Genomic DNA, 16,737 nt, shown 5'->3' on the forward strand with positions numbered 1-16,737 from the left:
AATTTAGGTTAATTTTGTATAAAGATATACTTTTGTATTTTAAAATTATTAAGCAAATACGAAAAAATATTTTAAATAAATAGCATAAAATTGTGATAAAATTAATTTATAATGTTTGAGCTAAATATAGTAGATAACTTATCATATGATAGAGAATTTTTAAGAGGTGGTAAGATGAAAAACTTTAGAGATTTAGGTGGAAATAAAACAGAGGATGGTAGAACTGTAAAGTATGGTTTATTTTATAGGTCTGCAAAGTTGTCAAATTTGAGTAGGAATGATATAAAGATTTTAAAAGACTTAAATATCAAATATGTATTTGATTATAGGAGTGATGAAGAGGCACATAAACATCCATCAACAATAATATCAAATATAAAAAATATAAGAATTCCAGCAATGAGAGAATTAGAAGAATCAGGAGGTCGTTTTGGCTCTATCGAAGATATGATTGAGAGTTTATTTGAAAAAGATGGTGCGTTTAATATGCTAAATAATAGCTACTATAATCTACCTGTAAATAATCCTTCATATAAAAAGCTAGTAGAACTTATAAAAGATTACTCTAATTTGCCAGTACTAAATCATTGTACAGCTGGTAAGGATAGAACTGGTATAGGAAGTGCTATAATTCTTATGATTTTGGGTGTATCAAGAGAAAATATAATGAAAGATTATCTAAAAAGCAATGAGTTTGCAGATAAGGAAATAGAAAGGTTTATAGAATGTAAGCCTAAATTTAAAGATATTCCAAAAGAAAGATTAAATTATATATTTGGTGTAAATGAAGAATATATGAATACAGCCTTTAGAAGAATTGATGAGGAATACAATAGTGTAGAAGAGTATCTATATGGAGAATTTAATTTAAATAAAGAAGAGATAAAAAAATTGAGAAATCAATATCTAGAGTAAAAGGTGATTTTATGAGTTTAAATATAACAGCTAGACAGATAAATATAATAAAGATACTGTTAAATTCAAAAGATACAATGAGTGGACTTGCCTTAAGCCAAGAAATAGGGTGTTCTTCAAAGACTATACAAAATGAAATAAAGGATATTAACAAACAGCTTAAAAATGGTAAAATTTTATCAATAAGAGGTGTTGGTTATAAGTTAGAGGGAAGCTTTGGTGAAGTGAATTTAAATAGTAACCTTTATGATGATGTAGATAGGGTAGAATATATAATCAGAAAAATACTAACTTTAAGCAATGAAGAAAAAAATACTATAAGGCTTGAAGATTTAGCAGATTCTATGTATGTAAGTGTTTCAACAGTAAAAAATGACTTAAAAGAAGTCAAGAGGATATTTGATAAGTATTCAATTTCTGTTAAATCTAAGCATAAACAAGGTATATGTATCTCTGAAAATGAAGATAAGATATTAAATTGTATAATTGATTTAAGTAATAAGAGAGACAACCAACTCAGTCTAAATGATTTTTTAAATGACGATATAAAAGAAAAAAAGTTAATAATAAAAAAAATACTATTAGACGCATTAAATGAAAATGGATTAGTACTAACTGATATAGAATTTAAGAATGTATTAAATAATATATTAGTTATTTTGAGCAGGCATAAGTATGATGAAAGAGAGTTTATAAAGGACTATGTAGAAACTTATAGCAACAAAAGAAGTTCAATATTGGAAAATGAACAGAACAAAGAGATTATAATAAATTCGATAAGAACGTTTTGTAAAAATTTAAAGCTAGCTACGTCAATAGATATAAGCCATGATGATATATTTGAAGAATATTTATATAAGCATATTAGTAGCTTGTGTAAGAAAATAAAGTTAGGCATGAATCAATCGCCTATAATAGCACAAGATATTAAAATAAAGTATCCTTTTGCCTTTGAGTTAGCTAATATAGCTAAAAAAACAATAGAACAAGATTTAAAAATAGAAATCAACGAAGATGAAGTTGCAAATATAGCTCTACATATAGGAGGTGCTATTGAGAGGGCATCCTATAATAATAAAGATAAGGTTTTCAAAGCGATAATAGTTTGTACATCAGGTATAGGTACCTCAATGTTAATAAAAGCTAAATTAGAGAATATATTTAGAGAAAAGCTAGAAATATTAAAGGTTATTCCTTCATATCTAGTTGAATATGTAAAGGTTATAGATGTTGATTTTGTAATATCTACTGTACCTATTGAAATAGGTGATATACCAGTAATAAACATCTCTCCAATGTTGAGTGAAAAGGAAATTAAATTAATTGAAAAATATATAGAAACAGGAAATGTATATTTGGATTTAGATATAAAAAACTTATTTGATAGTGCGTTGTTTTTTACTGACTTAGATTTTAAATATAAAGAAGAAGTTATTGATTTTATGGCAAGTGAACTTGTACAAAAAGGTTATATAGATGATGACATGAAAAACTCTTACTTTGAGAGAGAAAAAATAGCAACAACAGAAATAGGCAACATGGTATCTATACCACATGGAGCTATTGGAAAGGTTTATGATAATAAAATAGCAATTGGAATACTAAAAAAACCAATTGCTTGGGAAATATCAGATGTGCGCTTAATAATAATGTTGGCACTTGATAAAGATAAAATATTAGATTATGAAGTTATATTTTCAAACATATACAAAAGAGTAGACTCCATAGCGAAAGTTATAAGCATATGTGAAAATAGCAATTTTGAAAAATTTGTAAACATGTTTAAATAGATATATATATAACATAGTGTTGTATATACACATGCAAATTTGGATAATATAAAACTAAATAAGATAAAAACGATAAATTTCTCTTTTAATTAAGAGAAATTTTTTGACTTTCAGGGATATTAATATGGAGTTAAGATATAAACATAAGATAAATAAATAAAAAGAGGTGGCAAAATGATTTATACAGTAACATTAAATCCATCAATAGATTATATAGTTAAATTAGATGAATTAAATACAGGAAGTACAAATCGTGTAAATGAAGAATACGTTTATCCAGGAGGAAAAGGTATAAATGTGTCTTGTATACTTAAAGAACTTGGACATGACAATACATCATTAGGTTTTATAAGTGGTTTTACTGGTGAATATATAGTAAAAACATTGGAGGAAAAAAAATTAAAAACAGACTTTATAAAATTGAAAAACGGTTTTTCAAGAATAAATGTAAAAATAAAAGTGTCAGAGGAAACCGAAATTAATGGACAAGGACCCAATATAAGTGATGAATACATCAACCTATTATATAAAAAACTTGATAAATTAAATCAAGATGATATTTTAATATTGGCAGGTAGTATACCATCTACTTTAGATGAAAAATTATATGAAAATATAATGTCTAGACTAGAAGAAAAGAATATAAAAATTGTTGTAGATGCAACAAAAAATCTTCTTCTTAATGTATTAAAATATAAGCCTTTCCTAATTAAACCTAATAATGATGAGCTAGAGGAAATGTTTGGTGTTAAATTAAATTCAAATGAAGATATAGTAAAGTATGCTAAAAAGTTAAAAGAAATGGGAGCTGTAAATGTTTTAGTGTCAATGGGTAAAGATGGTGCATTACTGATTACAGAAGATAATGAAGTATTTATAAGTGATGTACCAAAAGGAACTGTAAAAAATTCTGCAGGAGCAGGAGATTCTATGGTAGCAGGGTTTATATCTGGATATCTAAGTACTGGTGAATATGATTATGCTCTTAAATTAGGTGCAGCTTCAGGAAGTGCAACTGCTTTTTCATATGATTTAGCTGAAAGAAAATATATTGATAAATTAGTAAACGAAATATCTGTTAAAAGATTTTAAAAATAACCTAAAAAATATATAGAGAGGAAATGAGAACTTATGAAAATTATAGATTTATTAGATGAAAAATCAATTAAATTAAATTTAAAGTCAAAAAATAAACCAGAAATAATAGAAGAACTAGTTGATTTAGTTGAAAATAGTGGTAATTTAAATGATAAAGAAAATTATAAGAAAGCAATTTTAGCCCGTGAAGAGATGAGTACAACAGGAATTGGAGAAGGTGTAGCTATTCCTCATGCTAAGACTACAGCAGTTACTAAAGCTTGTATAGCAGCAGCTGTATCAAAGGAAGGTATAGATTATGAATCTTTTGATGGAAGTTTGTCAAATTTATTTTTTATGATAGCTGCACCAGATGGAGCTAATAATACACATCTTGAAGTATTATCTAGATTATCTACAATACTTATGGATGAAGATTTTAGAAATAAACTTATAAATTCAAATTCAGCAAGAGAATTCAAAGAAATAATAGATAAAAAAGAAAGAGAAAAATTCAGTGAAGAATATCAGGATGAAGAAATTAGTAAAGAGGATGTTTTAAATAATAAAGATAAAAATATTAGTAAGTATCCTCAAGTTTTAGCAGTAACAGCGTGTCCAACAGGAATAGCACATACATTTATGGCAGCTGAAAGTTTAAATAAAATGGCTGAAAGTAAAGGTATCTCTATAAAAGTAGAAACTAATGGTTCAGCAGGTGTTAAGAATAGACTTACAAAAGAAGAGATAGAAAATGCTACATGTATAATAGTAGCAGCAGATAAAAATGTTGAAATGGCCAGATTTAATGGCAAAAAAGTTATAAAAACTAAGGTTGCTGATGGTATACACAAAGCGGAAGAACTTATAGATAAAGCTGTAAATGGAGATGCTCCAATTTATCATGGAGAAGAAGGAAGTCACAACGAATCAAGTGAAGAAAACGAAAGTGGATTTAGAAAAGTCTACAAGCATTTAATGAATGGTGTGTCTAATATGTTGCCATTTGTTATTGGTGGAGGTATACTTATAGCTTTGGCATTCTTACTTGATGATTACTCTATTGACCCTTCACATTTCGGTTCAAATACACCAATAGCAGCATTTTTTAAGGGAATTGGAGATAAAGCATTTGGATTTATGTTACCTGTACTTGCAGGTTATATAGCATATTCTATATCTGATAGACCTGCATTTGTTGTAGGTTTTGTGGGAGGAGCTCTTGCAGGAGATGGTGGTTCAGGTTTTCTAGGAGCATTACTTGCAGGTTTTATAGCAGGATATTTGGTAGAAGGACTTAAGAAAATATTTAATGTATTACCAACTTCATTAGAAGGAATAAAACCAGTATTATTATATCCTTTATTTGGAACCCTTTTGATGGGCGTTATAATGACATTTCTAGTAATACATCCAGTTACAGCAATTAATAATGCTATGGTTGGATTCCTAAATAGTTTAGGTGGAACTTCAAAAATAGTTTTAGGATTAGTGTTGGGTGGAATGATGGCTGTAGATATGGGTGGACCTGTGAATAAAGCAGCTTATGTATTTGGTGTAGCATCTCTTGAATCAGGGCAATTTGAAATAATGGCAGCAGTAATGGCTGGTGGTATGGTTCCTCCACTTGCTATAGCTCTTGCAACTACATTCTTCAAAAATAGATTTACAAAAGAAGAAAGAGAGTCTGGTAAAGTTAACTATGTAATGGGGTTATCATTTGTAACAGAGGGAGCAATACCTTTTGCAGCTGGAGACCCACTTCATGTTATACCAGCTTGTATTGGAGGTTCAGCAGTAGCAGGAGCACTTAGTATGCTATTTAATGCAGCTCTTCGTGCACCTCATGGAGGAGTATTTGTTATACCAGTAGTTACTCATCCACTTGGATATATAGTGGCTATAATTGTAGGTGCTGTAGTTGGAATGATGCTTTTAGCACTACTTAAAAAACCACTAAATCAAAGCGCATAATAACCAAAGAGTATTAAAAGGGATAATTTTAGATATATTTAAATGAAATTATTATAAAATAACTGACTGACATTTAACTGACAGTCAGTTTTTATTATTTAAAAAAATTTACTTAAACTATAGGGTATTTCATTGTCAAATTTTTAAATCAGATGAGAATATCTATTTTATAGTTATTTGTAATACTTTATAGCTTTATAACTAAGTCATAGTATAGCTTTTTAATTGAAAAACTTTCAATTAGCCTTGACTTATATTTTGTGTCATGTTTCATAAATCTTACACCTCATCTTTTAATTAATATTTTAATATTCAATCTTAAATCAAGGAATAAAACTCTACTCTATATGTTCTAAATTAATATTGTATTTTTTTTCACCCTTTATAACTTTGAATTTATCATTTTTATTAGGATAAATAGTCACAACATTGTTTTTGTACTCTGATTCATCACATTTTATATTAAATGGCATAAGCTCTGATTCTCCATATAGATAAGTAACAGGTTTATTATTGTTCATAACGACAATTTGTAGCATATTTCTATCTTTTGGAGAAGATATATTTCTCCATTTATATCCTACAGCTTTATATATATCGTTTGCTGATGTTCCAGACTTAAAGATAAATATTTTATCCCATTCAGGCGGCATTACTTTTGCCAGTCTTATTTCATTATTGTTTTCACTAGCTTTCATAAGTGAAGAAACAAATTGTCTAAATTTCTCATCTTCTTTATTTTTCTCAAATTTAACTAACTCACTGGATTTGTCAACTACACTCCATTTATCGTTATTTTTTTCTAATTTAAAGTTAATTTTAGAAATACATTCTCCATGCTTTCCTGGTTCAGTAACTATAACCTTTTCTCCCAATGTGTTTTTATAATCGTGTTGTTCAATTTGAACATGATTATGCCCTGCAACTATCGCATCAATACCATCAACTTGTTGAGCTAAATCTTGTATTCTATTGCCTGGATTTTTAGGATTTTTAGGTCTTTCACCTGTGTGCGCAACAGCTACTATTATATCTGGACTTTCTTTTTCCATGATTTTTACCCATTTTTTAGCATCTTCTACTAAATCATTCATATATAGTTCACCACTATAACCTTCTTGGTCTTTTAGTTCTAAAGATTTAGAATCTACAAGTTCTCCATTTTCATTTAGTTGTTTTCCTTCACCAACTTCTTTTATAGTAAGTCCTAGAATTCCTAGTTTTACATTTCCTTCTGGTGTATCAATATTTTTTATTATGTATGGTTTTGTATAGCTATCCCCATTTTTCTTATAAGTATTAGCTGATAATACATCTATTTTTTGTTTTTCAAAATCAGATATCATATTGTCTAAATGAAATTTATTAAGAGATATAAATTCATGATTACCAAGAACTACAGCATCATAACCGACTTCTTTCATGTCCTTTGAAATAGGAGTTTCAATATAGCTTTCAGTTTTGTTGTTGTTATCTTTAAGCATAGCATTAGAATAATCATCCATACTACTTCCTAAAGCTACTCCACGGTCAAAGAAGTCTCCAGCATCTACTAAAGTTATATTTTTATCTTTTTCTCTTTGTTCCCTTACATAAGAAGTTAACTCATAAGGGATGTTACCATGTAAATCGGTAGTGGCTAGTACATTTATTTCTGTTGTATGTTTTGAAGTACACCCAGACATTAGCAATATAAATAAACAAGTAATGCCTATAATTATTTTGTTTTTCATAAAACCTCCATTTTACTTTTTCTGAATATTTGTTTTAGTGTCATTAACTACATAATCCCCCTGTAATATCAATAGTAATATATTACTATACAAAAATCAACTATATATTTCATAGACATATAAATTGATAGAGATAAAAATAAAGTTCATTAAATAAAAATCAATTAAAAGTAATCTCAAAAGAATTTTAAAGCATTCTATAAGATTGGTTAACTATAGTATCTTTGAGAAAATGATAAACAAATAATATATAGTCTTGCATTTATTTTTTTATATTATTTATAATAAATAAACCCTATGATGGAAAAACTATTCTTATTTAACATGTAAAGGAGTATTTAAAATGAATGAATCGTATTGGATTTTAAATTCAAGTCCCAAAGAATATGAAAAATTAGGCGAGAATATAAAAGTAGAATGTCTAGTCGTAGGAGGAGGAATAACTGGTTTAACAACTGCATATCTATTAGCAAAAGAAGGTAAAAAAGTAGCACTTGTTGAAGCTGATAAAGTAGGATATGGAACTTCAGGCAGAAATACTGGTAAAGTAACTTGTCAACATGATATAGTATATTCTAAAATAGAGAAAAAATATGGATTAGATAAAGCTAAATCATATTATAATGCAAATAATGAAGCTTTAAAATTGATTGAGAAAATAATCAGTGAAAATAATATAAAATGTGATTTTCAAAGGATTCCATCTTTTGTCTTTACAGAAAAGGAAGAATCTATAAAGGATATTAAAGATGAATACCGTACATGTAAAAAAATAGGCATAGATTGCGAATATTATGAAACTATAAATGATATTCCATTAGATGTAAAAGGAGCTATTCATTTTTCTAATCAAGGTCAATTTAATCCAAAACAATATGTTGATGGTTTGGCAGAAGTAGCAGTAAATTTAGGGCTAAAAATATATGAAAACACGCCGATAGTAGACCTAGAAAAAGGAGCTATATGTAGAGTTAAGACTGGAGATAATAATATAATAGAAGCTGAAAATGTTATAATCTCATCTCACAGTCCATGGTATGATGGGTTGAATTTTTATTTTGCAAAGGAATATGCTGAACGTGCCTATTTAATGGTTGCAGTCCTACAAAATGAATTGCCAAAGGGTATATTTATAAGTATAGATGACCCATCAATAACTTTTAGACAATGTAATGATGAAAATAATAACCTATTAATCTTTGGAGGAGGAGACCACAAAGTTGGTCAAGGTGGAACTGAAGAAGAAATATTTGATGATTTAGAGCATTATGGTAAAGAAGTATTTAAGATAAAAGACTTTAAATGTAAATGGTCTGCTCAAGACAATATGAGTTTTGACAATGTTCCTTATATAGGTTATATCAATAAAAGGGAGAATAATATTTATGTAGCTACAGGATTTTCTAAATGGGGAATGACTAATGGAACTGCTGCAGGAATAATAATAAAAGATTTAATAATAAATAAAACTTCTGACTATAAGGACACTTTCAATCCATCGAGATTAGGTAGTTATTTTTCAATGGATTTTATAAAGGAAAATGCAAATGTAGCGATGAATTATGTAACTGGAAAATTAAAAATAGGTAGTGGAGATATGCCTAAAAGTAGTGGTGAAGGAAAGATTGTTAATATTGATGGAAAAAGATATGGTGTTTATAAAGATGATAGAGGAGATTTTTATATTGTAGATACTACATGTACTCATTTAGGATGTGAACTTAATTTTAATAGTGAAGAAAAAACATGGGATTGTCCATGCCATGGTTCAAGATTTGACTATAAAGGAAACATACTTGAAGGCCCAGCACTTAAGCCATTAAAACTTTATGGTTATGGTGATAATGATGTTAATCCTAAGTTATTATAGAATATAGAATGTTTTGGAAAGGTAAATTATTTATGAATAAACTTTTAAAGCCAATAACCATTTTACTTTATATAGTATATGTTTTATGTGCCATATTTTTTGCTACAAATAGAGCTTTTGGAAATGTAGGTTTAGTAGCAATCAGTTTAATTGGTACTTTTATATTAAGTATTTTAAATAGGCAAAATAAAAGACTTTTGAGCAATGAATTATATATTGTACTTGTATTATTTATAATGTTTGCATCATTATTAGGTACTTGTTTTAATTTTTATGACATAAATTATTATGATGATTTTTTACATTTATGGTCGGGTATAATATCATGTATTGTAGCATTTTCTACAATTAAATATTTTTATATACAAAAAGATATAAGTAAGATGAGTAAAATATTTTTAGTTATATTTGTATTTATGTTTAGTATGGGAGTGGCTAGTTTGTGGGAAATAGGTGAATTTCTAATGGATACTTTTATTGGGACTACTACACAAGCTGGAGGACTAGAAGATACTATGATTGATATGGTAGATGCTTTAATAGGTACAATTATAACCATTCCTTTTATAATAAAAAAATCAAATGCATAGTTTAAAGTTGATTGCAATGGATTTAATTAGTCATATGAAGTCTAAGAAATTATATGACAAATTAAATCCATTTTTTATTGTATATACTTGTATAAGAGATTATATAATTTCTTATATCGTGAAAATAAATTTAAAATATTTAAAAGTGTATATGATTATAAAGACAATATTTTTTATTAAATACAGATATTCTACAAAAAGCATAATATAAATTTTATTTTTTTGTTACAAAATGGAGAAATGTATAGGTATATATATAGATAATAAATATTCTTTGACTTTTGCCAAAACAGAGTCTTTTACTACTATAATTTGAAACTCGTATTTAATGATGTAAATTTGAATCAATTAAATAGTGTAGTAGGTAGAATATTTTTTATACAATACTAATTTTAATGGTACAAAAATTAGTCATTGTATACATATATAAAAATAAATATAAGAAGTAAACTTAATAGGGGGGAACAATGTTAAAAAAAATTAATTTAGAGAGCTGTTTTAAACATGCTATGGAAAAGGGATATAATTATTTAGGTGTGGTTGTAAAAATAGATGAAAATCACAAGGAGCTAATAGTAAATACCAAAAATAATTTTCAAAACAAACTTAAGTATTATAAATTAGCTTATGATGAAAATTTGAATCATAATGTAGCAAATGATATGAGTATAACTGATTTTACATATGGAAATACATTAGCAGATATTGAAAGTAAATTACAAAAAAATTTTATATAAAACAAAAAATATGCTTTTTAGTTTAACAAAGTATATCTTATAGAGGGTATATTACATAGTGAATAAGCAAATATGACCCCTCAAAAAATCCGCGTAATACCAACAAATCTAAGAATCCCAAATAAGCTTGTTAGCATTTAAATAATGCTAACAAGCTTAGATATACTAGTCTAAGATATCTCAACTAAGGAAGGAATAATATGGATAAAAGTATAAAGGAAGAGAATATATTGAGTTACAATCCTAATTTAGAAGTAGGGAGATTTGAAAATTTTGAATATACATCAATAGTAAATGAACCTATAACAATTGAGGATTATAAGACTAATATTTTGAAGTCATTTGAAAAGTATCATCCATCAAAAGTAGTATCAAAATTAAATGAACTTATATCATTAATCAAATCCTATTTGAGTTTGATAGAAAATGATGCATATCAAGGTAAGATTACAAAGCAGTATTGTTTTTCTATTACAGAATCTGAACAATATATACTAAAAGAGGAAAATTTTAAAAATTTATATGGAGATTCTAAGTTTGAAAGTTACTTAGAGATATTAAATATAAAAAACGAATTATTAAATATAAGAAAAATCTTTGTAATGGGGATATACACAACTAAAAAAAATGATTATTTATTTGATGATATAGATTCTTCATTTATTAATAAATTGAACCAGTATGAATATGAAAAGAGTAATCATAATATAAATTACTTTTCATTATTTTATGATATTCAAGTTACATTTATTTTATTAGAATACTGTAAGAAAATAGAAAAAATAATTAAAGAATTATTTTTGATTGAAAATAGAAAAAAAGGACAACCAATAAATTCAGAAACACATTTTATTCTAAACAAAAAGTTTAACCTTATAAATAAAACTATGAAAAATGACTTATTTAATGAAAAAAGTATACATGGAAATATAGAGGATTCTTTACATAATCTATTTTTAGCTAAACATGATGTAAATACATTTATAAATAATTTTATTAATTTAAGAGATGAATTTAACTTACTTAATGAGATAAAGGAAGATAATCTAAATGATGTAGAAATTTGCATTGATGAGTTAATAAATGCTTGCATGATGTCTGTAATTTATAAAAAAGATGTTTATAATTCACTATTGAATAAGTCAAAGATAAGAGAATTTTTTACTAAATAATTTACAATAGAGAAAAATGGTTGGTATATTCAGAAAATGAAAAGTATTAATAAGGAGGGTGAATATATGGCTGTTAAGCAAAAAAATATTAAGAAGAAAGATAAAGAGGAGCTTTACTCAAAAGCAGTAAAAATAAAATGCTGTTATTGTAGTAAAAAAGAAGATTGTTTATATCAAGCAAGAAAAGAGTTTAGTGAAAGTATAGGTCATATAACCTATTGTACATTAACTCCAAATATTCCTAAAAAACAACGTAAAAAAATAAAACGTTAGTAAAAGGAGAGCATATATGAAGAACTATTTAAAAAAGAGAGTAGGAAATAGAGGGTTTTGGGTTTCTCTAGCAGCAATGATTCCACTTACAATACAATCTTTTGGATATATTGATATACTACCAAAAAATTATTCTGATATAGTAAATTGTCTTTTAGCCTTACTCACAACACTTGGAATATTGAATGACAATTCTACTGAAAACAAGTGGTATTTAGATGATAAGTAATAGATTTTATTGAATAGCTAACATATTTACATTCTAAAAAAACTTTTCAAAAATATTTATAACAAAAATAAAAAATAAAGGAGATAGTATTATGATTTTTAATGATTTGAAGATACCTAGAGGAAGTTCTTTTGACCCAATGCAAGGAGTTAGATCTGTAGATAATATAGATGGGGATGTCACAGAACTTGTTACAGTTGAAGGTGAAGTCGATGTGAATGCAATTGGGGAATATACTTTGAAATATTCAGCTCCAGATAGATCTGGAAATATAACAACAGCAACTAGAATAATAACAGTTATAGATACAGGTGCTCCTGTAATAAGTGGTGCTGATGATAAGACTATAAATTTATTGGAAGAACTAGATTTAAAAGCTGGAGTTACAGCAATGGATGATATAGATGGAGATTTAACTGATTCGATAGTTATAGAAGGCTCAGTGGATAATACTATACCTGGAGACAATAAGATTGTTTATACTGTGGAAGATAAATCTAAAAATAAAAGTACAGTAAATAGAGTAATAACAGTTGTTGATAATGTAGCTCCTATATTATCTGGTGTTGAAGATTGTACTGTAGAATATGGCTCATCATTTGATTCAAAAGCTGGGGTTACTGCTAATGACAATATAGATGGAGATTTAACTTCTAAGATAGTAATAGAAGGAATAGTTAATACTTCTGTTTTAGGAGAACAAACATTAACATATAGAGTTTCAGATGTTGCAAATAACGAAGCAAGTGTTGTGAGAAAAGTTACTGTTGTTGATACTGTTAAGCCAGTATTTTCAGGCGTAGACAATTTAACATTAAATTTAAATGACACATTCAATGCTTTAGAAGGTGTAACAGCTGTAGATGAAGTTGATGGAGATTTAACAGATTTAATAACTGTTGAAGGTGGAGATTTAGTTGATACATCTGTTGTAAAAGAATATCAAGTTACTTATAAAGTATCTGATAAATCATCAAATGAAGCTGTAGTAGTTAGATTAGTATCTGTAATAGATAATATACCTCCTGTATTAACTGGGGTTGAAGATAAAGAGATAGAAGTAGAGCCAATACCTAAAGAAGAAGTTTAATAAATGATGTAGTAGAGGTGAAATTATGAGTAACTTTAATGTCACTTATAGTGCTGGTGGAAACATAGATAAAATAAAAAAAGTTGGAAATATTGAAGAAATAAATAATATAGAAAACATAGAAAAAATAGATAGTCTATCTGAAGTAGAAAACATAGAAACTCTTAAAAACATTGAAAATTTAGAGCAAGTCAAAAATGTGGCAAAACTTGAATCTGTTTCTAATATAGAGAACCTTAATGAAGTTAATACAGTCAATGAAATAAAAGAGATAGGTAGTATAAGGGGATTTGCATCAAAAACACAACCATATAATTATATGAGATTAATAGAAGTTCCAGCACTTAGAGGAGTGTTTGAAGAAGAAATAGTTTTGTCTCCATCTGAAGTTGAGATTCTTGCTATATCTGTTACATGTAGTGGATATGGAGAAAATGACCACTACAATTTATATTTTAATGAACAATTATGGTTTAAAGATTGGTACTTGGGAGAAGTAAAAGAGGGACTTTTCTTAGGTTCATCAACATATGTATATTCAGCACCTCCAAATTCAAGAGTAATTTTAAAATTTCATAATGATAGCGGAACTTCTAAAAAATTATGGTTTGGTATAAGAATGTTAAAAGACCCAGAACCAATTTAGAGATGGAAAGGAAAATTAAATATGTTAAGTAATGAAATAAAAGACTTTGTCTTCCATGAATTTAAAACAGATGCAGACAGTTTTGTAAAAGATTTAGCAAATGTTTTGGCTTTAGGGAATTATACTAAAGAAGTAAAAGATGTATCTGGAAACTTAATGAGAAAATCATTACCTTCAAAAGAAGATTGTTGGAATATAGTGTATCCTAACCCAAATTTTAAACTTATAAAAGGTAGAGAAGTTTCTTCTTTTGATGAGATAAATGCAAGTGAATATGAAATAATAACTAAGGACCAAATTTCTAAAATAACTGATTCTGTTGTTGTGAGAGCTGTAACAAGACCATCTGATAGAATTACTCAGCAAACAACAAAAGTTGGCTCTGATGAAATTTTAAAATATGGACTTCTGGATAATGATATAGAAGAAAATACAGTTATGTATTTGGAAGTGTATTTTCCAAAATATTTATGTGATACAGAATTGGATGACCCTACTCAACAACGAGATGGAAAAACTGTACCAAAAGTTGTAAATCTAAAAACTGGTGTAAAAGATGCGCAAGCTAGAAACTATCATAACTGCTATATGAGAATTTTTGATAATCCAAATAAGGACTATTCTGGTCCAGCAGAAAATGTTATAGATATGGTAACTGGTGATATAGCTGAATTTAATTCTGCTTCATCTGAATGGTGTAAATTATCTTGGTTTACAGATTTTGATGAAAAGTTTAAATCAGAACTTGGTATAACTGGTTCAGATGCTCTTTTAAGAATACCTATTACATCTTCTTTAAATAATAAGACTAAAATAAGAGTACTTGCTAATATACATCCAAATAGAGTGCTTATAAATGTTACAGGTAATCCAAATGTAGATTATGAGGACAATAGATATTTAGTTGGTCAAGCCTATATAGGTTCTATTGATAGTTTTGATTTTGCTAAGAAAGACATAACTGGTAATTTTGGTATATTTACAACTTCTTCATCTGTACCTTCTATACCAAAGTTTAATATTAAATATAGTGAGCCTTTTAATGGAGTCAATACGCTTGGAACTGATGGAGTAAAAACAACTGGAAAAAATGTTATATCAAATGCAGGAGCTAAGTCAGCTTGGGTAAATATAGGTACATTTCCTTGGTTAAATAATTCATTATTTAATACTAGACCTGCAGATACAATAGTAAAATATACATATAATAGAAGAGATATTCCAAGAGATTTTGGTTCAAATATTGCTGGTGGAAAAACAACTATATATGAACCTAGTTTGCAAGTTACAATAGGAGCTTCTGTAAATAATGAATTTGTGGCTGAGTTTGGATTAATGAATCCAAATATAAAATATAACTCATATGGAGTATCTTATATTACACCTAATGCAAGAACTTCTATATCAAGAGAAAAAGTTACTTTTCCATCTGAGCTACCAATAACTATAGATAAACCAATAGTAAAAGACATGACAGTAGAAGTTCAAGTGACTTATAATGAACAAGATTTATATAACTATATTAGAAAGTATGTAGCACAAAATGATGGAAAAGAGCTTTTAAATGACCTAAGTTATTATATATATGGAGCACAAGATGGAACAGTTGAAAGACCAATTTATTTTTATCTAGGTTTTGATGAAGTTGAAGAAAGAACTACTCAAGAAGGTGGTTCGAATAGAGATAAATACGGAAATCTTGTAGATATAAAATACCATCAAACTTATGGTGTGCATACAGCAAATGGAACAACGGACTTTGCAATGTACAAAACAGACTCTGCTGACTATTTTCAAAGTCACTATTTTATGTTCTCATCAACAGAGCAATTCATGAAAAAACATATGTATGGTAAATCAGTATATACAAACGAATACTTTGCAGATAGGATAAAAATTGTCCATAGTGCAGAAGGTGTTCGTGGAGCTTTATCAGGTATGATAGTGATAGATGCTGAATCACTTTTCCCATTTGATGAATTAATAGTAAACAAATCTTTTGAAAAATATGAAGATAAACCAGAAGAAACATATATATACCTTCCATTAACTACACCTTATACTCCTTTTGCAAATTCTCCAAATGAAAGATATGGTGTTGGAGTATTAAAAGAGCTTAAATATAATGAAAGCAATGATGATTCTAGATGTGAAACTGCATTAAGAGAAATACAAGATATGTATAAAGATATCTATTCTTGTACAAATAATGCTGAATCAGTTTATTTTGCTGATAAAACAGACAATGGATTAGAGATAACATGGCATTCTTCTGATACGAATATAGTAAGTTTTTCTAAAGGAGCAGATGTTGAAGAACCTACAATAGAATTAAAAATATCTCCTGAAAATCCAATTTTAAAAGTTGGAGAAAAAAAAGTTCTTTCTTTACTTGAAGGAGAAGAAATAGTAGAGGATGATAACATAATTTGGATTTCATCAAATGAAAATATAGTTACTGTTTCTCAAAAAGGAGAATTGACAGGGATTAAAATAGGTGGGGCAGTTATAACTGCTAGATATAAAAGTAGAAAAGTTCAAACTGAAGTAAATGTAAATTCTACAGATGAATTGGATGAATCAAATTCACAAGAAGACCCTGTTATATAAAATATAATGAGAAATAGAAAGGATGAATATT

Annotated in this window: 14 protein-coding genes; 13 read left to right on the top strand and 1 reads right to left on the bottom strand. The window is 27.6% G+C overall.

Annotation, left to right across the window (positions count from 1 at the left end; genetic code table 11):
• Positions 1 to 174: 174 nt before the first annotated feature.
• From IC175_RS11990 to IC175_RS12005, 4 genes are all read left to right on the top strand, one after another.
• The gene (locus IC175_RS11990) at positions 175 to 915 is read left to right on the top strand and encodes a tyrosine-protein phosphatase (protein WP_227851554.1); all 741 of its coding nucleotides are present in this window, start codon (positions 175 to 177) and stop codon (positions 913 to 915) included.
• An 11-nt stretch (positions 916 to 926) separates the two neighbouring features.
• Complete coding sequence (locus IC175_RS11995; RefSeq protein ID WP_227851555.1) at positions 927 to 2,705, top strand: BglG family transcription antiterminator; 1,779 nt, start codon at positions 927 to 929, stop codon at positions 2,703 to 2,705.
• Between the two features lie 174 nt (positions 2,706 to 2,879).
• Positions 2,880 to 3,797, top strand: coding sequence for a 1-phosphofructokinase (gene pfkB / locus IC175_RS12000; protein WP_227835754.1), 918 nt, complete (start codon positions 2,880 to 2,882; stop codon positions 3,795 to 3,797).
• Positions 3,798 to 3,836: 39 nt separating this feature from the next.
• Complete coding sequence (locus tag IC175_RS12005) at positions 3,837 to 5,756, top strand: PTS fructose transporter subunit IIABC (protein ID WP_227851556.1); 1,920 nt, start codon at positions 3,837 to 3,839, stop codon at positions 5,754 to 5,756.
• Between the two features lie 338 nt (positions 5,757 to 6,094).
• On the opposite strand, the gene IC175_RS12010 is transcribed toward IC175_RS12005, so the two are convergent.
• Positions 6,095 to 7,489, bottom strand: coding sequence for a metallophosphoesterase (locus tag IC175_RS12010; protein WP_227851557.1), 1,395 nt, complete (start codon positions 7,487 to 7,489; stop codon positions 6,095 to 6,097).
• Positions 7,490 to 7,832: 343 nt separating this feature from the next.
• Here IC175_RS12010 and IC175_RS12015 point away from each other — a divergent pair, with 343 nt between their 5' ends.
• From IC175_RS12015 to IC175_RS12055, 9 genes are all read left to right on the top strand, one after another.
• On the top strand, positions 7,833 to 9,359 hold the full coding sequence (locus IC175_RS12015) for an FAD-dependent oxidoreductase (RefSeq protein ID WP_227851558.1): 1,527 nt from the start codon (positions 7,833 to 7,835) through the stop codon (positions 9,357 to 9,359).
• A gap of 32 nt (positions 9,360 to 9,391) precedes the next feature.
• Positions 9,392 to 9,949, top strand: coding sequence for a hypothetical protein (locus IC175_RS12020; RefSeq protein ID WP_227824106.1), 558 nt, complete (start codon positions 9,392 to 9,394; stop codon positions 9,947 to 9,949).
• A 467-nt stretch (positions 9,950 to 10,416) separates the two neighbouring features.
• A complete protein-coding gene (locus tag IC175_RS12025; RefSeq protein WP_227824105.1) occupies positions 10,417 to 10,686 on the top strand; it encodes a hypothetical protein in 270 nt (89 codons plus the stop codon).
• Positions 10,687 to 10,886: 200 nt separating this feature from the next.
• Entirely contained in the window at positions 10,887 to 11,858 is a 972-nt protein-coding gene (locus IC175_RS12030; RefSeq protein ID WP_227851559.1) for a hypothetical protein, read from the top strand.
• A gap of 66 nt (positions 11,859 to 11,924) precedes the next feature.
• Positions 11,925 to 12,131: a hypothetical protein gene (locus tag IC175_RS12035; RefSeq protein ID WP_227824103.1), complete on the top strand. Its 207-nt coding sequence runs from the start codon at positions 11,925 to 11,927 to the stop codon at positions 12,129 to 12,131.
• A gap of 16 nt (positions 12,132 to 12,147) precedes the next feature.
• On the top strand, positions 12,148 to 12,360 hold the full coding sequence (locus tag IC175_RS12040) for a phage holin (RefSeq protein ID WP_227824102.1): 213 nt from the start codon (positions 12,148 to 12,150) through the stop codon (positions 12,358 to 12,360).
• 91 nt (positions 12,361 to 12,451) lie between these two features.
• The gene (locus IC175_RS12045) at positions 12,452 to 13,450 is read left to right on the top strand and encodes an immunoglobulin-like domain-containing protein (RefSeq protein WP_227835383.1); all 999 of its coding nucleotides are present in this window, start codon (positions 12,452 to 12,454) and stop codon (positions 13,448 to 13,450) included.
• Positions 13,451 to 13,475: 25 nt separating this feature from the next.
• Positions 13,476 to 14,096, top strand: a complete 621-nt coding sequence (locus tag IC175_RS12050) for a hypothetical protein (protein ID WP_227830684.1) — start codon at positions 13,476 to 13,478, stop codon at positions 14,094 to 14,096.
• A 21-nt stretch (positions 14,097 to 14,117) separates the two neighbouring features.
• Entirely contained in the window at positions 14,118 to 16,706 is a 2,589-nt protein-coding gene (locus IC175_RS12055) for an Ig-like domain-containing protein (RefSeq protein ID WP_227835384.1), read from the top strand.
• Positions 16,707 to 16,737: the final 31 nt, after the last annotated feature.

The sequence above is a fragment of the Clostridioides sp. ES-S-0123-01 genome, assembly GCF_020658415.1.
Taxonomy (GTDB): domain Bacteria; phylum Bacillota; class Clostridia; order Peptostreptococcales; family Peptostreptococcaceae; genus Clostridioides.

Excerpts from the sequence above, each read along its gene's own strand:
- IC175_RS12050 (WP_227830684.1), top strand. The coding sequence starts at position 13,476 with ATGAGTAACTTTAATGTCACTTATAGTGCTGGTGGAAACATAGATAAA.
- IC175_RS12040 (WP_227824102.1), top strand. The coding sequence starts at position 12,148 with ATGAAGAACTATTTAAAAAAGAGAGTAGGAAATAGAGGGTTTTGGGTT.
- IC175_RS12055 (WP_227835384.1), top strand. The coding sequence starts at position 14,118 with ATGTTAAGTAATGAAATAAAAGACTTTGTCTTCCATGAATTTAAAACA.
- IC175_RS12015 (WP_227851558.1), top strand. The coding sequence starts at position 7,833 with ATGAATGAATCGTATTGGATTTTAAATTCAAGTCCCAAAGAATATGAA.
- IC175_RS12025 (WP_227824105.1), top strand. The coding sequence starts at position 10,417 with ATGTTAAAAAAAATTAATTTAGAGAGCTGTTTTAAACATGCTATGGAA.
- pfkB (WP_227835754.1), top strand. The coding sequence starts at position 2,880 with ATGATTTATACAGTAACATTAAATCCATCAATAGATTATATAGTTAAA.
- IC175_RS11995 (WP_227851555.1), top strand. The coding sequence starts at position 927 with ATGAGTTTAAATATAACAGCTAGACAGATAAATATAATAAAGATACTG.
- IC175_RS12020 (WP_227824106.1), top strand. The coding sequence starts at position 9,392 with ATGAATAAACTTTTAAAGCCAATAACCATTTTACTTTATATAGTATAT.
- IC175_RS11990 (WP_227851554.1), top strand. The coding sequence starts at position 175 with ATGAAAAACTTTAGAGATTTAGGTGGAAATAAAACAGAGGATGGTAGA.
- IC175_RS12035 (WP_227824103.1), top strand. The coding sequence starts at position 11,925 with ATGGCTGTTAAGCAAAAAAATATTAAGAAGAAAGATAAAGAGGAGCTT.
- IC175_RS12030 (WP_227851559.1), top strand. The coding sequence starts at position 10,887 with ATGGATAAAAGTATAAAGGAAGAGAATATATTGAGTTACAATCCTAAT.
- IC175_RS12010 (WP_227851557.1), bottom strand. The coding sequence starts at position 7,489 with ATGAAAAACAAAATAATTATAGGCATTACTTGTTTATTTATATTGCTA.
- IC175_RS12005 (WP_227851556.1), top strand. The coding sequence starts at position 3,837 with ATGAAAATTATAGATTTATTAGATGAAAAATCAATTAAATTAAATTTA.
- IC175_RS12045 (WP_227835383.1), top strand. The coding sequence starts at position 12,452 with ATGATTTTTAATGATTTGAAGATACCTAGAGGAAGTTCTTTTGACCCA.